This window comes from Neolewinella sp. (genome assembly GCF_965214665.1).
In the GTDB taxonomy this organism is placed as follows: domain Bacteria; phylum Bacteroidota; class Bacteroidia; order Chitinophagales; family Saprospiraceae; genus Neolewinella.
This window is the reverse complement of sequence record NZ_OZ243970.1, coordinates 2,599,286-2,621,454: the sequence shown is the minus strand read 5'-3', so window position 1 is coordinate 2,621,454 and position 22,169 is coordinate 2,599,286. Positions and strand designations below refer to the sequence as shown.

At 59.2% G+C, this 22,169-nt stretch carries 18 protein-coding genes; 14 read left to right on the top strand and 4 right to left on the bottom strand.

Going from position 1 to position 22,169, the window contains the following annotated elements; genetic code table 11:
* Positions 1-107 precede the first annotated feature (107 nt).
* Both bamA and ACOOHD_RS11365 read right to left on the bottom strand, forming a co-directional pair.
* Positions 108-2,660, bottom strand: a complete 2,553-nt coding sequence (gene bamA, locus ACOOHD_RS11370; protein ID WP_420457998.1) for an outer membrane protein assembly factor BamA — start codon at positions 2,658-2,660, stop codon at positions 108-110.
* A gap of 60 nt (positions 2,661-2,720) precedes the next feature.
* Positions 2,721-3,479, bottom strand: a complete 759-nt coding sequence (locus tag ACOOHD_RS11365) for an isoprenyl transferase (RefSeq protein ID WP_420457997.1) — start codon at positions 3,477-3,479, stop codon at positions 2,721-2,723.
* Between the two features lie 451 nt (positions 3,480-3,930).
* Here ACOOHD_RS11365 and ACOOHD_RS11360 point away from each other — a divergent pair, with 451 nt between their 5' ends.
* Together ACOOHD_RS11360 and ACOOHD_RS11355 are read left to right on the top strand one after the other, a co-directional pair.
* The gene (locus ACOOHD_RS11360) at positions 3,931-6,720 is read left to right on the top strand and encodes a TonB-dependent receptor domain-containing protein (protein WP_420457996.1); all 2,790 of its coding nucleotides are present in this window, start codon (positions 3,931-3,933) and stop codon (positions 6,718-6,720) included.
* Between the two features lie 34 nt (positions 6,721-6,754).
* Complete coding sequence (locus ACOOHD_RS11355; protein WP_420457995.1) at positions 6,755-8,431, top strand: T9SS type A sorting domain-containing protein; 1,677 nt, start codon at positions 6,755-6,757, stop codon at positions 8,429-8,431.
* Positions 8,432-8,489: 58 nt separating this feature from the next.
* On the opposite strand, the gene ACOOHD_RS11350 is transcribed toward ACOOHD_RS11355, so the two are convergent.
* On the bottom strand, positions 8,490-9,551 hold the full coding sequence (locus ACOOHD_RS11350) for a hypothetical protein (protein ID WP_420457994.1): 1,062 nt from the start codon (positions 9,549-9,551) through the stop codon (positions 8,490-8,492).
* Positions 9,552-9,666: 115 nt separating this feature from the next.
* Between ACOOHD_RS11350 and ACOOHD_RS11345 the strand changes: the two genes are divergently transcribed.
* Positions 9,667-10,461, top strand: a complete 795-nt coding sequence (locus ACOOHD_RS11345) for an SAM hydrolase/SAM-dependent halogenase family protein (protein ID WP_420457993.1) — start codon at positions 9,667-9,669, stop codon at positions 10,459-10,461.
* A 177-nt stretch (positions 10,462-10,638) separates the two neighbouring features.
* Here the strand turns inward: ACOOHD_RS11345 and ACOOHD_RS11340 are convergent, their stop codons facing one another.
* Positions 10,639-11,340: an alpha/beta hydrolase-fold protein gene (locus tag ACOOHD_RS11340; protein ID WP_420457992.1), complete on the bottom strand. Its 702-nt coding sequence runs from the start codon at positions 11,338-11,340 to the stop codon at positions 10,639-10,641.
* Between the two features lie 105 nt (positions 11,341-11,445).
* Between ACOOHD_RS11340 and ACOOHD_RS11335 the strand changes: the two genes are divergently transcribed.
* From ACOOHD_RS11335 to gldN, 11 genes are all read left to right on the top strand, one after another.
* Positions 11,446-12,282 carry an alpha/beta hydrolase gene (locus tag ACOOHD_RS11335; RefSeq protein WP_420457991.1) on the top strand — a complete coding sequence of 279 codons (837 nt, stop codon included), beginning with the start codon at positions 11,446-11,448 and terminating at the stop codon, positions 12,280-12,282.
* A gap of 12 nt (positions 12,283-12,294) precedes the next feature.
* On the top strand, positions 12,295-13,086 hold the full coding sequence (gene cysQ / locus ACOOHD_RS11330; RefSeq protein WP_420457990.1) for a 3'(2'),5'-bisphosphate nucleotidase CysQ: 792 nt from the start codon (positions 12,295-12,297) through the stop codon (positions 13,084-13,086).
* Entirely contained in the window at positions 13,086-13,880 is a 795-nt protein-coding gene (locus ACOOHD_RS11325) for a glycosyltransferase family 2 protein (RefSeq protein WP_420457989.1), read from the top strand. Before cysQ ends, ACOOHD_RS11325 begins: the two co-directional genes overlap by 1 nt.
* A 13-nt stretch (positions 13,881-13,893) precedes the next feature.
* Positions 13,894-15,132: an NAD(P)/FAD-dependent oxidoreductase gene (locus tag ACOOHD_RS11320; RefSeq protein ID WP_420457988.1), complete on the top strand. Its 1,239-nt coding sequence runs from the start codon at positions 13,894-13,896 to the stop codon at positions 15,130-15,132.
* A gap of 3 nt (positions 15,133-15,135) precedes the next feature.
* The gene (gene kynU, locus ACOOHD_RS11315) at positions 15,136-16,359 is read left to right on the top strand and encodes a kynureninase (RefSeq protein WP_420457987.1); all 1,224 of its coding nucleotides are present in this window, start codon (positions 15,136-15,138) and stop codon (positions 16,357-16,359) included.
* A gap of 255 nt (positions 16,360-16,614) precedes the next feature.
* Complete coding sequence (locus ACOOHD_RS11310; RefSeq protein WP_420457986.1) at positions 16,615-17,121, top strand: pyridoxamine 5'-phosphate oxidase family protein; 507 nt, start codon at positions 16,615-16,617, stop codon at positions 17,119-17,121.
* Between the two features lie 136 nt (positions 17,122-17,257).
* A complete protein-coding gene (locus tag ACOOHD_RS11305; RefSeq protein WP_420457985.1) occupies positions 17,258-17,989 on the top strand; it encodes a hypothetical protein in 732 nt (243 codons plus the stop codon).
* 36 nt (positions 17,990-18,025) lie between these two features.
* Entirely contained in the window at positions 18,026-18,526 is a 501-nt protein-coding gene (locus ACOOHD_RS11300; RefSeq protein WP_420457984.1) for a peptide-methionine (S)-S-oxide reductase, read from the top strand.
* A 105-nt stretch (positions 18,527-18,631) separates the two neighbouring features.
* Complete coding sequence (locus ACOOHD_RS11295; protein WP_420457983.1) at positions 18,632-19,237, top strand: GldL-related protein; 606 nt, start codon at positions 18,632-18,634, stop codon at positions 19,235-19,237.
* A 65-nt stretch (positions 19,238-19,302) separates the two neighbouring features.
* Entirely contained in the window at positions 19,303-20,958 is a 1,656-nt protein-coding gene (locus tag ACOOHD_RS11290; RefSeq protein ID WP_420457982.1) for a GldM family protein, read from the top strand.
* 124 nt (positions 20,959-21,082) lie between these two features.
* Positions 21,083-22,018: a gliding motility protein GldN gene (gene gldN / locus ACOOHD_RS11285; protein WP_420457981.1), complete on the top strand. Its 936-nt coding sequence runs from the start codon at positions 21,083-21,085 to the stop codon at positions 22,016-22,018.
* Positions 22,019-22,169 lie beyond the last annotated feature (151 nt).

Below are 22,169 nucleotides of genomic sequence, written 5' to 3'. Positions count from 1 at the left end.
CTGGTTAGACGCTTCGCTGGTTAGACGCCTGACGGCTGGTTAGACCGTCTAACCAGCGCAGCGTCTAACTGACGGCGAAGCCATCTAACCAGCCGACAGGCGTCTACCTACTCCGGTTCAAACCCAAGAATAATATTAAACGTGCTCAGATTGTTGTTCTCCGTCAGATTGGGGTCCTTATCGAAGCCGTAGCCCCAGTCGAAGCCGAGGGTGCCGAACATGGGCAGGAACACCCGGGCACCGAGGCCTACGCTGCGCTTGAGGTCGAAGGGATTAAAGTCACGCGAGCTACGCCAGGCGTTGCCCCCCTGGGCGAAGGCGAGCACGAAGATGGTGCTGGAGGGGTTGAGCGAGAGGGGGTAGCGCAGTTCCACGGTGTACTTGCTGAAGATGGGCGTGGCGATCTTACGGTTGCTCTGGGTGGCGGGGTCGAAGACGAAGTTGTTGTCGAGGTCCTCGATCTCGTAGCCGCGCATACTGATGATGTCGACGCCGGCGAAGGCAAATTGCTGGTTGTTGACGCCATCGCCGCCGAGTTGGAAGCGCTCGAAGGGGCTTACACCAACCTGGTCGTCGTAGCTACCAAGGAAGCCGATCTTAGCCTGGGTCTTGAGGATGAGTTTACCGGTGATGGGGGTGTACCATTCGGCGTTGAGGCGCCACTTGTGGTACTCGACGTAGCGAAAGCGCTCCTCGACGGTCTCCAGGTTCTCGGGATTATCGCGGATGCCGAGACTGCGGTAGGGCGGAGTGGCCTGTAGCGAGAGCTCGATGTTAGAACCCTGCCGGGGGAAAATGGGGTCGGTAGCTGTGTTGCGGGACAGCGAGAACTGGAAGCTGAAGTTGTTGTAGTTGCCGGTGCGGACTACCTCGTTCCGGTCGGTGGTGAAGAGTTCACTCCAGTTGTCGAGGGTAAGCGTCTGGAGGTTGATACCGGTGCGGAAGACGAAGTTGTCGTCGGGCCAGCGCAGGCGGGTGCCGAGGCTAACGGAGAGCTGCTGGATGATCAACTTACGGGCCAAGGTGCTGGTGCCGAAGTCGTACTTATTGTAGAAGGCCGATACCGAAAGCGAGGTGGGGCGCTTACCGCCCAGCCAGGGCTCGGTGATGCTGGCGTTGTAGCTCTGGTAGAAGCGGCCGTTGGTCTGGGCGCGAAGACTGAGGCGCTGTCCGTCGCCCTGGGGTAGGGGGTGCCAGGCCTCGCGGTTGAAGACGTTGCGCAGACTGAAGTTATTAAAGGTCACACCCAGGGTGCCGATGACGCCGCGGCGCCCGCCCCAGCCGGCGCTGAGCTCGAGCTGGTCGCTGGGTTTTTCTTCTACGGTGTAGATGATGTCTACCGTGCCGCGGTCGGGGTTGACGGGGGTCTCGATGCCGAGGGTCTCCTGATTGAAGTAACCCAGGCCGATGATCTGCCGCTGACTGCGGATGATATCGGAGCGACTGAACTTCTCTCCGGGCCGGGTAAACACCTCGCGCCGGATGACGTGTTCGTGGGTGCGGTCGTTGCCATTGATGACCACCTTGTCGATGGTCGCCTGGGGGCCCTCGAAGATGCGCATCTCCAGGTCGATGCTATCGCCCTCAATGGCCACCTCGATGGGGTCGACGTTGAAGAAGAGGTAGCCGTTGTCCATGTACAGCGAGGACACGTCGGCGTTGTCCTGACTGAAGCTCAGGCGGGTCTGGAGCTCCTCCTCGTTGTAGATGTCGCCCTTTTCGATGCCGAGCACCTGAGCCAGGGTAGCGTCGTCGTAGATCGAGTTGCCCCGCCAGGTAATGTTACGGAAGTAGTACTGGTTGCCCTCGTTGAGGTCGATGTCGATGACCAGATCACCCTTAGCATTGCGGTAGATGCTGTCGTCGAGGATACGGGCGTCGCGGTAGCCTAAGGTGTTATAGTAGGCTACGACGGCCTCCTTGTCATTTTCGAATTCGGTGGGCTGGAACTTGGAGCCCTTGAGGAGCTTACGCTTCTCGCTGGTTTCCTTCATCTGCTTGCGCAGTTTTTTGTCCTTCACCGCCGTATTGCCCTCGAAATTGATGTCGGCGATCTTGATGCGGTCGTTGCGGTCAATATCGAAGAGGAGCTGGACGGAGTTGGCCCGGCTGGTATCGGGGATCTCCTGTACGGAGACGGCGGCGTCGAGGTAGCCCTTCTCGACGTAGTAGTTGCGGATGGCCTCGGCGGCGTTCACCTTGGCATCTTCGGTGACGATACCGCCGCGAACGATGTACTTGTTGACCTCCTCGTCGAGGTCGTCGTGGCGGCCTTGCTTGGCCCCGGTGTAGGTGTGCTTCAGAAAGCGGGGGCGCTCCTCGACGCGGACGATAAGAAAGATGACGTCACCGATGGTTTTTTCCTCCTCGATGCTCACGTTGGTGAAAAGCCGTAGCCGCCAGAGGTTCTTGATGGCGCGGGGGATATCGGGGCCGGGGACGCGTATCTCCTGGCCCACGCTCAGCCCGGTGACGCCGATGATGGCGTTCTCCTCGGCGAAGAAGGCCCCTTCGATTTTGATGCCCCCGATCTCATACTCCTGCGGTTCGGAGTAGTCGAAGACGGGTAGCTCCAGGGAATCGGTGACGTTCTGAGCGCGTAGCGGGTTGGAAAATCCGAACAGAAGGAGGCAACCGAGGCACAAAAAGTTGATACGCATACTAGCTTCAATTTGGCGACCCGTGGGCCGGCCGTCGGGAATAAGGATAGAAAGAAAGGCTTAGGGGTTGGTCGCCTGCTTGAGTTGTTCGCTGGTTTTGCCGAAGCGCCGTTCCCGCTGCTGAAAGTCGATGATGGCGGCGTAAAGATCGTCTTTCCTAAACTCCGGCCAGAACACGGGGCTGAAGTAGAACTCCGCGTAGGCCGCCTGCCACAGAAAAAAGTTACTCAGCCGGTGCTCGCCGCTGGTGCGAATGATGAGCTCCGGGTCGGGGTAGGCCTGGGTACTCAGCCGAGCACTCAGCGCCGCCTCATCCAGGGCATCCGCTTGTAGCCGGCCCCCCGCTACTTCCTGGGCTAGTTGGCGGGCGGCGCGGGCAATGTCCCACTTGCCGCTGTAGTTAAGGGCCAGGATGAGCATCATCCCGTCGCCGCCGCTGGTCTGCTCGATGCCGAGCTGCAGGGCTTCGCGGGTGGCCTCGGGCAGTCCGGCCGTATCGCCGATTGTCGCCAGCCGGATACCGTTGTCGAGCATCAGCTTCATCTCGCTGCCGATGGTATCGACCAGGAGTTGCATCAGGGCCCCCACTTCCAGTTCGGGCCGGTCCCAGTTCTCGGTGCTGAAGGCGTAGAGCGTCAGGTAGCCCACGCCGAGCTCGGCGCAGGACTCTACCGTAGCGCGCACGGATTCCACGGCACTATGGTGGCCGAACACCCGGGGCTTGCCCTGGGTGGTGGCCCAGCGGCCGTTGCCGTCCATAATCACGCCGATGTGGTGGGGCAGGCGCTGCTGGTCGATCTGTGGGAGGAGGTCTGACATGGTGCGGGGGCGCGAAGGTACGGAATCGGTGAGTTGTTGAGTTGGTAGGCTGTTGAGTGGCCGTCGTTAAAAGGGTTACAGAGGGCGGGGTCGCTGGTGCGAAGTAAGTACCCGCGTCAGCAGGGGGAGGGGCCCCTGCTGTAAGCCCTCCGGCAGCGCCAGCAACATGCAGCCTCCGGCTGCGCTGGAAATATCGAGCCCACGCTATGAGTAGTTCATCGTGCCGTAAGTACAACTGGTCACCCATCAGTATCGCATTGGCACTAAACTCCGCACCAGCGGCCCCGCCCACCTGCCCCACCTATCCCGCCTCCCACACCCGCCACGCCACAACCCAACAACGCCCCCACGCAACAACCCCCAGCGAATTTTCACTATTTTGCCCCCCGCAGCAGTACTACCTTACCACCGCGCGATCATGCACAGGCGAATTTTTAGCTTACCTAAGTTTATGAAACTACTCACCTTACTGGCGGCCCTGGGGCTAGCGTTTAGTAGCACATTGGCCGGTCAGACGGTCCTCGATGGTACGATCCTGGACGGGACGACGGGCGACCCGCTCATCGGGGCCAGTGTGCTGGTGAAGGGTACGACGACGGGTACGGTGACGGAGGTGGATGGGAGCTGGTCGTTGACGGTTTCGGGGCTGCCGACCATCCTACAGTTCTCCTATATTGGCTTCGCGCCGACGGAAGTGGAAGTAACCGATCGGGAGCAGGACCTGGACGTGCGCCTGGGCGATAATGCCGTGACCACCGATGTGGTAGAGGTACGCGGCCGCCGCATTGGCGAAAAGCAGCAGCAGGCGGCGCTGACGGTGGAAACCATGGATGCCATCGCTATTAAGGAGACCGCCGCCGCCAACTTTTATGATGGGCTCGGCAGTCTCAAAGACGTGGATCTAACGGCGGCCAGCCTGGGCTTCAAGATCGTGAATACCCGGGGCTTCAACAGTACCAATCCGGTGCGCTCGCTACAGATCATCGACGGGGTGGACAACCAGAGTCCGGGCCTCAACTTCTCGCTCGGTAATTTCCTCGGCGCCTCGGAGCTGGACGTGAACCGGGTGAATTTGGTGGTGGGCGCTTCGAGTGCGTTTTACGGTCCGAATGCCTTTAACGGGGTGATTGCGATTGAGACGAAGGATCCTTTTTTGCAGCAGGGGCTGTCGGTACAGGTGAAGGGGGCGGAGCGGAGTCTAGTAGAGGGCGGTATCCGGTGGGCGCAAGCACTCGCGAATGATGCAGGGCGAGAGTGGATGGCTTACAAGGTTAACCTGTTTGGTTTTCGCGCTAACGATTGGGTGGCTGATAATTACGATCCTGTTTTTGGTACCGATCTGGGGCGGGACAATCCCGGGGGGTATGATGCGGTCAACCGCTACGGTGATGAATTCAACCGCTCCTTTAGCTTTCCGGGCGTGAATGGGCTAGGTACTATTCGGCGGCCAGGTTACAACGAGATTGACCTAGTCGACTATGACTCTCAGAACCTTAAGGCGGGGGTAGCAGTGCATTTCAGACTCAACCCGGAGCGTTCGCTAGAGAGCACTGAGTTGCTAATCGGTTCAAACTATAGTACGGGGACTACCGTGTACCAGGGAGACAATCGCTTTAGTTTAAAGGGCATCCAGTTTTTCCAGCACAAGGTGGAATTGCGCAACCGTGACAACTTTTTCCTGCGAGCATACGTGACCCACGAGGATGCTGGAGAGAGTTACGATCCCTACTTCACAGCCCTACGTCTACAGGAGCTACACAAGACTGATGCGCGCTGGCAAAGCGACTATCGCAATACTTGGATCCGCGACATCCAACCACGGATCAACAACTTAGAAAACTTCCCAGAATGTAACGGCTGCTCCATTCCGGAACGGCGGCAGGCGGAGCGGGACTTCTACGACAGTCCGGAGGTGCAGGCCTTGCTTCCCAGCTTACACGATCAAGCCCGGGAAATAGTGGGCATGGCATCGACATTTGGGACCCAAGATCGGTTTGAGCCAGGGACCCAACGATTTCAGGAGGCGTTTGACAGTATTACGGGCACACTGCTAGGCGAAGGGGGGACTCGCTTTTTTGATAAGAGCGCACTCTACCACGTACATGGAGAAAAGCAGTTTCGTGCTGTGTGGCAACCCAACGAGAGCAGCGCCCTTGATCTGACCGTCGGTGGAAACTTCCGCCAGTACACACCAAATAGTAAGGGAACCATTCTGCTAGACACTATGGGCCGCGACATCAACACCAGTGAGTTCGGCCTCTATGGCGGAGGCACGATGAATATCCAGAGCAAGTTGAAACTAAGCGCCAGCCTGCGGGCGGATAAGAATCAGAATTTTGATTTACTCTTTAGTCCTGCTGCATCGGTTGTCTACTCTCCACGGCCGAACACTACCTTCCGGGCCTCGTTCAGCTCCGCAATTCGCAATCCTACCCTGAACGATCAGTACCTCTTTTACAACGTCGGACGGGCGATCCTACTAGGTAACATAGATGGAGTACAGAACTTGGTCACGGTTGAAAGTTTCGTAGACGTAATCAGCATGCCTATTCCTGACGTAAGCCAATTTGAGTACTTCGATGTAGACCCTATTCAGCCGGAGAAGGTGCGTACGTTTGAGGTCGGTGCACGCTCAACCGTAGGGGAGCAGTTGTACGTGGACGCTACGTATTATTACAGCCGCTATACCGACTTTATTGGGTTCAATCTGGGTCTTGATGTCAACGTCTTTCAGGGTAGTATCTCGGACCAACAGGCGTACCGGGTGGCTGCGAATGCTACGGACATCGTGACTACTCAGGGATTCAGCATCGGCTCTAATTTGTATTTTTCCAATTACTATTCACTCAATGGCAACTACAGCTGGAACGTACTGAACACCCAAACAGACGATCCCATCATTCCCGCCTTCAATACGCCGGAGCATAAGTTCAACATCGGTATTTCCGGACGTGACATCCCGTTCAGCTTCTTCGGTAAGCCAGTCAACGGCCTGGGAGCAAACATCAACTACAAATGGGTAGACAGCTTCCTCTTTGAGGGCAGTCCTCAATTTACCGGTCCAATCCAGTCGTATGGGATGCTAGATGCACAAGTAAATTTCACCATTCCGCGGATAAAAACTACTTTCAAGCTTGGAGCGAGTAACTTGCTCGACAATCAAGTCTTTCAGGTCTATGGAGGACCGCGGATCGGCCGACTGGCCTACATCTCGGCTACCTATAACCTAGTCAAGCGCTAACCAATTACACAGATTCAATACTTAACTGACCAATATGCGTAACACATCTACTTTAATTGCGGCCCTCCTAGTGGTCGCCGTATCCAGCCTTCGGGCACAGGATACCCGCTTTGTCGACCCAATTTATGAAGTCAGCGAAGCGACTCTCGACACTTTCGGGCAAAATATCGACGTGTACGAGATAAGTCGAGCCCAGGCTGGTGACCCAAATGCTACCATACTTCGTAGCCTGGAGATGGACGTATACCAGCCTGTCGGTGATGAGGGTGAGGGGCTCCGTCCCGTAGTTGTCGTTTTTCCCACTGGCAACTTTCTACCTCAGTACGTTAATGGCGGACTGTATGGTACCCGCCAAGACTCGGCTGTAGTGGAGATCACTTCTCGCCTGACAGCTCGTGGCTTCGTAGGCATTGCCGCTGACTACCGGGTGGGCTGGAATCCACGGGGCAACGAAGAAGTTCGGACCAGTACCCTGCTAGAGGCTGCCTACCGGGGCGGTCAGGATGCACATACTCTGGCGCGCTACCTACGTAAGAGCGTCGTTGAAAAGGACAATCCTTACCGAATCGACACTAGTAAAATTGTTTTCTGGGGATTGGGTACAGGAGGTTACGTGACTATGACGCATGCATTTCTGGACGATATTGAAGAGGTGCTTGACGATGCGCGCTTCTACAATGCCGGTGACACAGCCTATGTGAACCTTGAAGAAAACGCTGATCCGCAGGGTCTGCTGCCCGCAGAATTTGCCCCAAATTTCCCCTCTAATATCCCAAATCACGTAGGTTACAATAGCTCAGTTGCTATGTCGATCAACAGTAATGGCGCACTAGGCGACATTGACTGGATCGAGGGAAAGGAGAGTGAGCCGCTGGTACTGGGTTTTCACAGTCCGAACGACATCTTCGCACCATTCAGTTATGGCAATGTAGTCGTGCCTACCACTGAGGACATCGTCATCGGTTGCGTAGCGGGTACTGAGGAGATTCTTGAGGCGGCTAACATGATGGGACTAAACGATTCTATCGAGGCGGCTAACTCCACTACTCTGCCATCCATTTTCAGCGGACTGTCCACCGTGGTCAACGCTCAAAATCTGTCGTACAAGAGTGATTCGATTACACGGGCTAATGCACCCGCATGTCCCGATCAAGATCAGTTTGAGCCTACCTATCCACGCTCACGGGACAACATGTACCCTATCTCGGTAGGAAGGGGCCTTGGTGCAGGTTACAACTTCGTTAACGAGGCAGATGCCCGTGCACGCATCGCCGCATTCAATAGCGCCGGTGGTAGTCTCAATGCTGATCTAGCGATCGGTGGAGAGCTTCAGGTCAACCCCAACGCTACTAATCCCGCCGCTGCTAAAGCAGTCATCGATACCATGATCGCTTTCTTTTTGCCACGTGCGTACCTCGGTCTAGGACTTGGAGAATTCTCCACCTCCACCGAAGACCTACTCACCAACGCCAGCGTAGGCCTAGAGATCTTCCCCAACCCCACCACCACCAGCTTCACCATCCAGGTAGCCAACACCGAGCGCATCCGCCAAATTGACGTGTACGACCTGCGCGGTAGCCGGGTCGCTCAGGTACGGGGCCTCAACCAGTCGAGCTACGTGCTCAACCGCGGTGATCTGCCCAACGGCAGCTACATCATCCAGCTGCGGTTCGACGAGGGAACTACGGCACGGAAGGTGTTCCTACGGTAACCACCCGATCATGTTGATCTCCAAAGGCCCCGACAGCACCCGCTGCCGGGGCCTTTTTTCATTTAATCAACTCCTTCGGCGGAGCCAAAAACACCCCCACCCGAAAGAACGGCCGCCCCTGCACCGTGGTCTCGATGTCGCGGTCGATGTCGTCCTCGGGATTGAAGCGCGTAGTGACCGGGATGAAGTAGCCCGCCTGCCCGAAGGCCCAGACCCACTTGGTCAGGTTGTGCTCGTACTGCAGCATGCTGCGGATACCATTGTTGCGCAGGAAGAACTGCCCCAGCGTCTCGAAGCCCGGTCGGCTACCGGTGTTGATGGCGTAGTACTTGCTGTCGAAGGTGGCTCCTAGGAGGAACGTGTTTACCAACTTGCGACCCACGTTACGGCGCAGGTAGGCCTGCCCGGGCAGCGCGGTCTGGATGCCCCAGTGTTCGTTGAAGGTTTGGTTGTACACGAAGAAGGGTAGGGCAATCTGCCGGGCCTTGTTGTTGCTATAGGTCACCCCGACGGCCCACTCCGTATCCTCGTCGACCTTCTTGCCGTACACCACCGCGGCGCTGTAGGTGCGGTAGATGTTATCGAAGTCGATCAGCCCCTGGTAGTCCCCGTTGAAGGACACCCGCAGGCGGGCCGAGGAGTAAAAGCGATCGTCCCAGCTATGCGTCAGGTAGGCCGAGAGTTTATTAGCCTTCAGCCGCCGCTCGTCGAGCAGCTGAAAGAGCGTCTCGCGGTCCTCGTAGCCCACGTAGGGGTCGTCGAAGTAGTATTTCTCCGTATCCCACTCGTAGCCCAGCAGCGCCTTGGTCCGTATTTTATTGAGCAGCGGCACCTTGAATTTGAAGGTAAACTGCTCCAGGTGGGTGACCGTCTGCTTTCCCCCGGCAACGCCCTCGGCCCCCGTCCAGTCAAAATTAGGTTGCGTCTCGTAACGAATACTCACCCCCCGGCTCTGGCTTCGGTACCGCACCCCCGGGCGGGAATACACGGGCAGGTCATCCGTCAGCACCTCCAGGTTCCCCTGTTCGATCTCCACCTGCGCCCCGATAGCTATCGGGGCAGTGGCAAAGCAAAGGAAGAGGCACACGATACTACTTAATGGGCGAAGAAAATTAGGCATGTCGACGGGGCAAGTTGGGGCGGGTTGCATAATACAAATCGCGGTAAGTATAACCTTCGCGCGGTGAAACAATGTTCGTCCGCCTTACTTTGTCCCGTCAAACGAATCCCCCGCCGTGGCTACCCCCGCCCCCCCGCTGCTTACCCTGACTACCGACTTCGGCCGCGAGGACTTCCACCTGCCCCGCCTCAAGGCCCAGCTCCTCAGCGCCCAGCCCGGGCTGCAGCTCATCGACATCAGCCACGACATCCCCACCTACGACATCGTGCGCGCCGCCTTTGTAGTCAACAAGGTATGGCAGCACTTTCCCCGGGGTACCATTCACCTACTCAGCGTCAACGACTACTACCAGCCGCGGGGCCGCTTCCTGGCCACCTGCTACGAGGGCCACTTCTTTATTGGGCCGGATAACGGCATCTTCTCCCTCCTCTTCGGCCTGGTGCCCGAGCAGACCTTCGTGCTCGATGGCTATGCTGTCGATGCCCCCCTCTACGCCATCTACGCCCGGGCGGTGGGTCACCTCACACGCCGCAAGCCCTTCCACGAGATCGGTCTGCCGGCCACCCGCTACACCGAGCGCCTGGCCTTCCAGCCCGTCATCGGTCCCAACTACATTCGTGGCACCGTGGTCTTCATCGACCGCTTCGACAACGTGACCACTAACATCAGCCGCACCCTGTTCGAGCAGGTGGGCGACGGCCGCGGCTTCCAACTCCAGATCAAGCGTATGCCCCCCCTCGACGGACTCAGCTTCAACTACCATGACGTGCCGGAGGGCGAGCCCCTCTGCCGCTTTGACGCCGACGGCTTCCTGGAGATTGCCGTGAACCTGGGCCGCGCCGCGCCGCTGCTGGGCATCCAGGTGGAGGATATGGTGCAGGTGGAGTTTTTCTCGCTTCGCTCGGGGTGAGTTGTTGCGTTATTGAGTTGTTGCGTTGACGTGGATGCTCGCTTCGCTCGTCGTGGTGTTGCTGCTGTACATTGATTGCACCTGCGGCCCCGCCCCCATAAAGCCTATCATGCCTGCAACACCTATCACACCTCCAACGATGGCAACCCAACAACCAAAAACGCAACAACGCAACAACTAAATAAGGCTAACATAATGCGGAAACATCTCCAACCAAAGCGGCCAGTCGTGCTCCACGTCGCCACGCACGTCAAGCCAGTGGGGGATGTTACGGCGGCGGAGCTTTTCGCTGAACTTTAGGTTGTTGTCGAGGCAGATGTCCCAGTTGCTGGTGCCGAGCACGATCTTCATGTCCCAGAGCCAGGGGTCGTTGGCGCCGGTGATGAAGTCGGCGGGGTTGTTGAAGTAGGCGTTGTCGTCGTAGTAGCCGTGGAGGAAGGGCTTGATGTCGAAGGCCCCACTCATGCAGAAGAGGTGGCTGACGGCCTCCGGGTGGCGGAAGGCGAAGTTGGTGGCGCTGAAGCCGCCGAAGCTGATGCCGGCGCAGACAATGCGACCGGTGGGGGTCCCGTAGCGGATCTGGGGCACGAACTCCTCGTAGAGGAACTTATCGTACTGGATGTGCCGCTCCAGCCGGTGGCGGGGGTGGATGTTGGCGTACCAGCTGGCATCGTTGATGCTATCGGGACAGTAGACCTGGATGAAGCCGCGGTCGACGAACCAGCGCACGGCCTCGATCATGCCGCGGTCCTTGGCCTCGAAGTAGCTGCCTAGGGTAGTGGGGAAGACTACGACGGGGTAGCCGCGGGTACCGAAGGTGAGCACTTTTATGCTATGGCCGAGGTGGTGGCTATAAAACTCGGTGTAGGTTTCCTGCATATGTTGTATAGGCGTCCGACGCTTTAAGGGGTCCGACGCCTTAAACCGTCGGGCGCCTGGGGGGGCCAAGGTAGTGAACCCGCCCAATACGCCTACCTTCGCGGAGTGAAACCCCTCGTTTACCTCAAACAGGTCGCCGGCAGCCTGCTTTCGCGCCGCAAGCGGCTGCTACAGCGCACCTATACCCTCACCAGCCGCTACCTCCAGCGGCAGGTGCGCATTGAGGTGTACCGGCCGGCCGTACCCCCCTGGCGGCTGCTTTCGCTGGTAGTGTTCAACGACGGACAGGACCTGGAGCGGATGGACCTGACCAAGACGCTCACCAAGCTGTATAAGAAAAAGAAACTGCCGCCGACCCTGGTGGTAGGGGTATACGCTAATGACCGCCTGCGCGAGTACGGTACCGCCGGCCGCCGTAGCGACCAGGGGCACGGGGAGCTGGCCGAGGCCTACCAGAAATTCATCGCCGACGAGCTGGTGCCCTGGCTGGAGCAGCGCAACAACATCTACCGCGGGGCGGAGCGACGGGCCATCGCCGGTTTCAGCCTGGGAGGCCTGAGTGCCTTCGATACGGCCTGGCGGCGGCCCAAACAGTTTCGCACCGCGGGGGTGTTCAGTGCCTCGCTCTGGTACCGCAGTAAGCCCTTCGACCCCAGGCGGCCGGATGCCAACCGTATCGTGCACGACTACGTAAGCCGGGCCCGCCGCGGTATCCCCAACCGCTTCTGGTTCATGGCCGGCACGGACGATGAGGATAGCGACCGCAACAACAACGGCGTCATCGACTCCATCGACGATACCCTACAGCTCATGGCCCTGCTGCAGCAAAAGGGCATGAAGCCGGGCAAGGATATGGTCTACGTGGAGGTGGAGGGGGGTAAGCACGAGCCGGAGACGTGGGGGACGGTCGTAGGCGATTTTCTGATCTGGGCGGTGGGGTAGTACCTTCGCCCCATGGAAATAGACTACCTCAAGCTCGCCCGCGAAGTAGGCCAGATTGCCCGCCGCGCCGGCACCGCCATCCTCGAAGTTTACGGGAGCGAAGACTTCGGCGTAGAGCAAAAGACCGACGATAGCCCCCTGACCCGGGCCGACAAGGCAGCCAACGAGGTCATCGTAGCGGGACTGAGGAACCTAGTGCTCCAGGCGCCCATCGTGAGCGAGGAAGGTAAGGACATCCCCTACGCCGAGCGGCAGCAGTACACCCGCTTCTGGCTGGTAGACCCACTGGACGGCACCAAGGAGTTCATCAAGCGCAACGGAGAGTTCACGGTCAACGTGGCGCTGATCGAGAACGGCCGGCCGGTGCTGGGCGCGGTGTATGTGCCGGTGACGGACGAGCTCTTCTACGCCGCCCAGAACCGGGGGGCGGAGCAGGAAGGGGTGGGACCCATCCACGCGGCCTCCTTTACGTTACGGGATGCCAACTTGAAGGTAATCGCCAGCCGCAGCCACCTCAATGAGTCTACCCAGCAGTTTATGGATACCCTCGATGCGCCGGAGATCGTGAGTCGCGGTAGCTCGCTGAAGATTATCGAATTGGCCCGGGGAGCGGCCCATGTCTATCCCCGCCTGGCCCCCACGATGGAGTGGGACACGGCTGCTGCCCACGCCGTTCTCTCTGAGGCCGGGGGGAAATTGGTCGATGAGGGCACCGGAAAGGAATTAGTGTACAATAAGGAGGTACTGCGCAACCCCAACTTCATTGCCTACGGCGCGGTGAGTGAGGGACAGCTAAGCTGCTGATGCCCGCCGCTGCTCGCCGTCGCCGCCCACTTTCCATCATCTACACCAGCTACAACGAGCGGGACATCATCGGGCGGTCACTGGCCAGCGTGGCCGACTGGAGCGACGATCTGACGGTAGTCGATAGCTACAGCACCGACGGAACGGCCGAGCTGCTGGCCGAAACAGCCGGCGTCAATATGGTGCAGCGGGAATACCGGGGACCCTCCGACCAGAAGAACTGGGCCATTGTCCGGGCCCGGCATGAGTATATCCTACTACTTGACGCCGACGAGATCGTCACCCCCGCCCTGCGCGCCGAGATCGACACATTGCTGGCTGCCCCCGAGCTGCTGGATGCCTACTGGATCGGCCGCGACAACCACTTTATGGGCCGCCGCATCTACCACAGCGGCTGGGCGGGCGACAAGGTGGTGCGCTTCTTTCACCGCGACCGGGCGCGCTACGACAGTAAGCAGGTGCACGAGGAGATTGAGCTGGCGGGGCTGCGGGTAGGTAAACTCCAGGGCCGGCTGCTGCACTACACCTTTAAGGACCTGGACCACTTTCTGGACAAGACCCGCCGCTACGCCCGCTGGAGTGCCCGGGACCACGCCGCCCGTACCCCCCGGGTGGGGGTGTATCATTTGCTGGTCAAGCCCGTGTACCGCTTCTGCAAGCACTACCTGATCCAGGGGGGCTTCCGCGACGGCCGCGAGGGCCTGGTGATCAGTATGGTACTCTCCTACGGGGTGTTTCTGCGTTACGCCTACTTGCTAGCCGATCGGCGGAAATCATCATCTTTGCAGCCCTAAGCCCACCCCGGAGTTGGAGCAACCGAAATTTGTCATCGTTGGTGGAGGAGTGGCCGGCCTGATCGCCGCCCAGACCCTCGAGGCCGCCGGCCACGCGCCCGTGCTACTGGAGGCCGGCGACGCCGTGGGGGGGCGGCTGCGTACCGACGAGGTGGAGGGCTTTCGGCTCGACCGTGGTTTTCAGGTGCTGCTCACGGAATACCCGGAGGTGAAACGCTACTTGGACCTAGCCGCGTTGGGGGTAGAGAAGTTCCGCCCCGGTGCCCACGTGCACACGCGGCAGCAGCACTTTCGCTTTGCCGATCCGCTGCGGGAGCCGGCCCAGCTGTTTCGCTCGGCGCTTTCGCCGGTGGGTACGCTTCAGGATAAGATCCGGCTGGCGCAACTCGGTCTGAAGGTGATGCGGCTCCGTCCGGAGGAGTGCTTTAAGGGCTACGGCGAGCGGACGACGATCGATTACCTCTGGGAGTACGGCTTCAGCGAGCAGATCGTGGAGCGCTTCTTCCGGCCCTTTTTCGGCGGGATCTACCTGGAGCAAAAACTCCTCACCCCGGCGGCCATGTTCCGCTACGTCCTCAAGATGTTCGCCCAGGGGAGCGCCGTGTTGCCCGCCGAGGGGATCGAGGCCGTGCCGCGGCAGTTGGCGGGGCAGTTGACGCGCACCCACCTGAGGCTGAGCACCCGCGTTCGCGCCCTGGAGGAAGACCGTGTGCTGCTGGATGATGGGAGTAGTCTGACCGCCCGCGCCGTCATCGTAGCCTGTGACCCCCATCCACTCTTCCCCCAGTTGGCAAGTAGTGCCCAGCCCTGGAAAGCGACCACTAACCTGTACTTTTACAGTACCCGTCGGCTGAAGGAAAACCGACTGATCAATCTAGTGGCCGACCCTACCAGCACCATCAATACTTTCTGCGTGCTCGACGAGGTGGCCCCCACCTACAAACTGCGCGGACAGGGCGGCTCGCTCATCAGCGTGAGCCTCAAGGAGAGCCCCGGCACCGACAGCGAGGCCCAGGCCGAGCAGGATCTGCTGCGTCACAGCCGGCTGCCCAACGACGCCCTGAGCTTCCTCAAGCGCTACGACATCCCCCACGCCCTGCCGCGGCTCGACGCCGTATCCTATACCTACCAGGCCACGCAGAGCCGGCTCATCGACCGCGTCTTTCTGGCCGGCGACCAGCAGCTCAACGGCTCCCTCGATGCGGCCATGCGCTCCGGACGGCTGGCGGCGGAGGGGGCCCTACGTACTTAGGCTATGCTGCGCGACCATTTCCATCTGCCCCTCGATGAGAACGGTAACCCCTTGATCTACTTCTGTGGCAACAGCCTCGGATTACAGCCCCGGGCAGCGGCAGAACAGCTACAGCGGGATCTAACCAGCTGGCAGCAACGCGGCGTTGAGGGCTGGTGGGAGGGACCGGAGGGCGGCTGGCTCGGCTACCACCGGCGGCTGCAGGAGGCGCTGGCCGACATCGTGGGGGCGCAGGTAGCGGAGGTGGTGGCGACCAACGCGCTGACCGTCAACCTGCACCTCCTCATGGTCTCTTTTTTTCGGCCGGCGGGGCGCAGGTGCAAAATTTTGATGGAAAGCGGCGCTTTTCCCAGCGACCAGCACGCCGTGCACGCCCAGCTCCGTTTTCACGGGCTCGACCCGGCGGAGTGCCTGATCGAGGTGCGGCCCCGGGAGGGGGAGGCCATGATTGCTACCGAGGATATTGTGGCGGCTATCGAAGCGGCCGGCGACACCCTGGCGCTGGTGCTCTGGACGGGGGTGCAGTACTACAGCGGACAGTTCTTTGACCTGGGTAGAATCGCCGCGGCGGGCCGGGCAGTGGGGGCACGGGTGGGCTTCGATCTGGCCCATGCGATAGGTAATGTGCCGCTAGAGCTGCACCGCTGGGGCTGCGACTTTGCCGTGTGGTGCAACTACAAATACTTGAACGGGGGCCCGGGCGCGCCGGGGGGCTTATTCGTGCACGAGCGCCACGCCGAGGATGAAAGCCTGCCCCGCTTTGCCGGTTGGTGGGGGCACCGGGAGAGCGACCGCTTTGCGATGCGACCGGAGTTTCGCCCGGAGTACGGGGCGGCGGGTTGGCAGGTGTCGACCGTGCCGGTGCTGGGACTTGCGCCGCTACTGGCGGGCCTGCCGCTTTTTGCCCGGGCGGGTGGCATGCAGGCGCTACGGGACCGCAGCATTGAGCTGACCGCGGCACTCTACGAGCAACTACAATACGTACCGGGGGTACGCCTGCTGACGGGTGCCGATCCGGCGCAGCGGGGGGCGCAGTTATCGGTTTACGTGCCCGGCCAACGTCCGGAGCTGGAACGGCAGCTAAGTGAGCGGGGGCTGGTGTGCGACTACCGCCAGGATAATCTAGACGGCAGTGGAGGAGGGGTGCTGCGGTTGGCCCCGGCACCGCTCTATAATACGCTGGAGGAGGTGATGCGCGTAGGGGAACTCCTGGCGGAGGTGCTGTGAGCGAATTCTGCTACTGCGGAACCAATCCACAATTTTTACAGTTGTACCCCCGAACAGCACCTCTTACACATGACCATTTTCATTCTCGCGGTACTCGCCCTCATCGGCGTCTACCTCTCCGGCGACCTCCGCGTAAGCCAGTAGCCAAGTAGGACCAACCGCAGCGCGGTTCCCCCGCCCCGACCCAGAACGCAGTTCTGGGTGTGAGCGACGCGAACACCCCACCCACCCCACGTTCTCCCAACTAAAACTCCCATGGGCAAAACCGAAAACCTCTTCAGCCAGCAGGCCATCGACGAGATCAAGAAAATCTGTGACGATGTACGCACCACGATGTTCTGCACTAACCTAAGCGCCCGACCCTTCAGCTCTACACCAATGGCTACCCAACGGGTCGAGGCCGATGGCTCCATCTGGTTCTTTAGCGCGAAGGACAGCGACCGCAATGCCGATCTAAAGCGTGAGCCCGAGGCCCAGCTGATTTGGTCGAGCGATGAGAATCAGGAATACCTGAGTCTGTACGGCGAGGCCCACGTGCTGTACGACCTACAGAAAGCCGAAGAACTCTGGGACCCGATGGTCAAGGTCTGGTTTCAGGAAGGACCCACCGACCCCAACCTGAGCCTAATCCACTTCCGACCCACCTCGGGCTATTACTGGGATACCCAGCACGGCAAATTGGTCTCCTTCGCCAAGATGGCGGCCTCGGTAGTGGTCGGTAAGACGATGGACGATGGCGTGCAGGGTAAGATCAAGCCCTAAACCCTATGCTAGCCGTACGTATACGGCTTTAAACGATTGTACTCGCAAGTAGATGGATACTTGACGACTGTCACCGGACGGTCGCGGGAGGTTTGTGGCCATCAACCACATTCTTCATCCCTTCAATCCCTCGATTGTGACTATCTCCGAGCTTATTTCCTTACTGCGTACGCTACACGGCGGCACCAATCCACTCACCGGCGAAATCAACGTACCCGCTAGCTGCCTGCGGGAAGCTGATGTAAGCGCCGGCATCGACTACCTCATCCGCAAGCTCGAAGAGCGGGAAACAGCAGCGGCCACCATTTCCGAAGCTGAGATCAAGGCCTGCTGCGAAAGTCTGCGCGAGCTGGGCTACACCCCAACCATGAATCAGGTGGCTAAGGTGTTTATCGGTAGTCGTAGTATTGCCGATCCCCGGTTACGGGCGGTGGCGAGCTACAAAAAGTACCGGGGGCTGCTTACCCGGCGGGCCATTCGCGATCTGCTAGGCCGCTACGAGGAACTGATCCAGGGCCCCCGGCAACTGGGTGCGAGCCGCGACGAGGCCTGGCGCACGGTAGATTTTTTCGACGCCGGCGACTTCGATAAACTTTCCGACAGCAAGGCCACCGAGCTCTACCGCGAAGTAGAGCAACTCGGCCTGCGGAAGGTAACCGAAAACTTGCCTGAGTACATGGCCCGGGCCCGTGCCCACGTACCCCGCGCCTTCGAGCCCTGGACGCGGGAGGAAAAGGCGCTGCTGATCGAGGCCATGTGCTACACCAACGATAGTGAGAAACTGGCCGGCATCTTCGGGCGCTCGAAGTCCGCCATCCGACAGGAGGGCAAACGGCTGATCTGGAACAGCCAGCAAAAGGTGGCCTGAGTCGACCGAACCGAATGCTAAGGATGTTTTACGGGGGTGCCTATACCACAGCGGATCGGATTGGGTGGCGGCTGCCACTGGTGTACCGAGGGGGTGTTCGTGTCACTGGCCGGGGTAGTGCGGGTGGAGCAGGGCTGGATTGCTTCGGCTCCGCCCCATGCGGCACCTTCCGAGGCGGTAATCGTACATTTTGATGCGGAGGTAATCTCGGAGGACGAGCTCATCGCCGTGCATTTACAGACCCACGCTGCCACCTCAGTGCATGCCCTACGGGGCAAGTACCGATCGGCCGTATATACTTTCGCGGATCAGAATGCTGACCGCTACCGAAGTATACTCCGTGAGCTTGCCCGGGAGTACTCCGAGCCCCTGCAAACGTTGGTGCTTCCCTTCCGAAAATTTAGTGCATCGTTGCCGGAGCATCAGGACTACTACCGCAGTGATCCGGAGCGGCCGTTCTGTCGGCGCTACATCACGCCGAAACTCAATCGGTTACGGCACGACCGGCCTGAGCTTTTTTTTGTCAATAAGCAATAAGGCCCGTGGCCGGGCGGTTAAAACCCCGTTGTAACCATCCGACCACAGGCACCGCGAAAAGTGGGTGTCAATCCCTCACATTCCCCTGTTAAACCGTTTCCCTCTATGTCCTTTATGAAATCTCCTGGCGTCAAGTACGCTAAAAACTTTATCATCGGCGTCGGCGCATCCATCGTCATGCTGGGTGCTCTGTACAAGATCCAGTCCTGGGAGATGCCCACCATCGGTGGGGTCACCTTTGATCTACTGACGATCGGGCTGGGCGTGGAGGCCTTCCTCTTCCTGCTCATCGCACTGGTAGGTCCTGATCCCGACTACTATTGGGACAAGTTGTACCCCGGCCTGAGCCAGTACGACGGTGATGTACAGCCCCTGACCACCGGCGGCCCCGTGGCCTCTCCTACCGCGGCACTCAACGGCGAGGTCGTCGAGGAGCAACTCGGCGGTATGCTGCTGGAACTCCAGACCATGTCTAAGAGCATGAGTAGTCTCAAAGCGCTACAGGAAGCCGACTTCAGCGGCACCTCCGCCCAGATCAAGCAGATGGGCAACTTCTACGCCAAGCTCAACGAGGCGATGGCCGACTTGGCCGCCACTACCGACGAGACCAAGGTGTACAAGAAGAACATGCAGCAGCTCAATGGCAACCTGAGCACCCTGAACACTGTGTACGGGAACATGATCAGTGCCATGCGCGCACCTACGGCCTAAGTATAATACCACTCTAAACTTCCCCCAGCCCTCACTTTCCACAGGGCGGATGCAAAAAGTAAATTATGTCAATTCCTAAGGAACCCCGGCAGCTAATGATCAATATCATGTACCTGGTATTGATGGCACTGCTGGCCCTCAACGTTTCTGCGGAGGTGATGAACGCCTTCACTACCCTCGACCGGGGTAATCAAAATAGCCGCCAAACGGTAGACGCTCAGCTAGAGACCACCGTACGCGGACTCCAAGAGCTGCTCAAGGATGACAGCAAGGCCAAATTCAAGCCTCTGCTCCCCGCCGCCGATGCTATCCAGACCGAGGTAGATAACTACATTACCTACGTAGATGGCCTGCGTAACCAGCTCATCGACGAGGCCGGCGACCAGGACGGTGAGGTAGGCCCCGGTGACTACACCGAGAAGTACGGCACCCAGGTGCTGCGAGGCCTCAAAAACAAAGATGTCACGACCCGGCTGCTCGTCCTCGGCGAAGACGGTGAGGGCGGTGAGCCCGGCCTCGGTGCCGAGCTCAAACAGCGTACGCTCGAAACACGGCAGCGCCTCATTGATCTTTACTCCGAACTGCTCAACGAGTACGGTGAAGATTTCGACCGCACGGAAGAAGAAGTCAATACCCTGATCCAAAGCGTCGCCCTCAATATGCCCTTCAACATCAACGACGAAGAATGGCAGAACGAGAGCGATAAGACCAGCTGGGAAGACTTTAAATTCGGTCACATGCCCCTGGCCGCAGTCCTGCCCCTGATGTCGCAGATGCAGTCGGACCTCAAGGTATCGGAGGCCAACCTCATCAACAGCCTCAATGAACTGGCCGGTGGTAAGGTCGTAGAGGTAGATAACTTCTTCCCCGTTTTCGAGGCCGATCGCAGCTACGTTATTGGCGGCGAAAAGCTTAACGCCAAGGTATCGGTAGGTGCCTTCTCCAGTGCCCTCGACCCCAGTAACGTGACCCTGAAGGCTAACGGACAACGGCTTACTATCGGACCCGACGGTAAAGCTGATTTCAGTCTCGTAGCCAGTGGCTCTGGACCCAAAACCATCAACCTCGAGGTAGCGGTCACCAACCCCCTCACGGGTGAGACCAAGACTGGTACCAATACCTTCACCTACGAGGTCGGCAGCCGTTCGGTAGCCGTTTCCGCCGACAAGATGAACGTGTTCTACATGGGGGTCGATAACCCCATTACGGTCTCCGCCGCCGGTGTATCCTCCAACGACGTGCGCGTCAGTTTCGGAGACGCCATCAGCGGTAGCGGTTCGGGTACGAACTACGTGGTAAAGGGCGTACGCCCCACGGGTAATAATACCACCGACGTGACGGTAACGGCCGGCGGCCAGCTACTCGGTGCTTTCCCCTTCCGCGTCAAGCCCATCCCCGACCCTACTCCCACCATGGGCGGACAGCAGGGCGGTGATATACCAAACTCGACCTTCCGCGCTCAGCGAGGTGTTTTCGCCGAACTGAAAAACTTCGACTTCGATGCCCGCTGTGATATTGCTGGTTTCCAGATCCTGTACATTCCCGCCCGGGAGGACGCCCTGTTAGCAACTAACGGTGGGGGAGCCTTTAGCGGTGAGGCTGCCGCCCTTATCGGTCGCGCTAAGCCCGGCGACAACTACACCTTCAAAAACATTAAAGCCAAGTGCCCCGGCGATGCCGCCGCGCGGAACCTCGGTACCATGTCCTTCACGATCCGCTAAGCCCCGTGTGCCGGTTGGCCGACCAACATCCACGGGCCTTCGGAAGTTAACGTTTCCGAAGGCCCGTTTTCTTGCCCTGGGATACCAGCCACCTTCCGCCCGGCGTTCCTACCTTGTTTGCCAGATGATCCATCTACTTATGAAGTTTACACAAGCATTAGCTGCCCTGCTCCTTCTCGCCGTCGCCACCGTTGCCCCGATAGCTATCGGGGCGCAAACACCAACGACGGAGGAAGAGACGCCTAGCACCTTCACCCTGCCCGGCGTGGCAGATGATAACCCGCTGATGCAGGACGGCGACTTTGTCGCCCCGCTCAACGACATCGTCGAGAATAACTCCATGCGCGAGCGGCGCGTACTGGCCTACGAAAACCTGCGCGAGGCCGACATCATGTGGAAGCGGCGCATCTGGCGCCTCATCGACGTGAATGAGAAGATTAACCTGCCGTTCATCAATCCGCAGCGGCCGCTGATCACTATCCTACTGGAAGCGGCGCAAAACGGTGATATTCGGGTATTCAACCCGATCGGTGGCGATAATTTCTCCATGTTAATGGATGAGAAAACTTTGAGTAGCCTCGCCGGCGGCGTAGACTCTGTTCGCGTTCTTAACCCCAAGACTTACGAAGAGGAGATCGTATTGGAGAAGCGCATCTTCGACCCCACCAGCGTAATGCGCTACCGCATCCAGGAGATGTGGTTCTTCGATAAGGAGAGCAGCACGATGAAGGTACGTATCCTGGGTATCGCGCCTATGATTCAGGAGTCCACTGAGACCAGCGCCCGCACCGTCGAGCGACCCATGTTCTGGGTGTACTACCCCGAGGCCCGTCAGCTGTTGGCCAACGAAAGCGCCTTCGCCTACGGTAATGACGCGGCCAATCGCAGCTGGGAGGATGTCTTCGAATACCGCTACTTTAACAGCTACATTACCAAGGCTAGCAACGTACTCGATCAGCGCATCGACCGCCCCGAGCGTAGTGGCCGCGAGCAGCTGCGGGAGAGCGAGCGGATCAAGCAGGAGATCTTTAACTACGAGCAGGATCTGTGGAGTTATTAGGGGGTTAGGGGGTTAGGGTGTAAAGGAGTTAAGGGCAGTTGTTGGAGGCGTGGTAGGTGTGATAGCCGCCACGCCTTCTGCGTTTTGGGCTGCACCTGCGTCCCCGCCCGCCTATCCCGCATGTGACGCCTGTCCCAACAGCCACTCAACA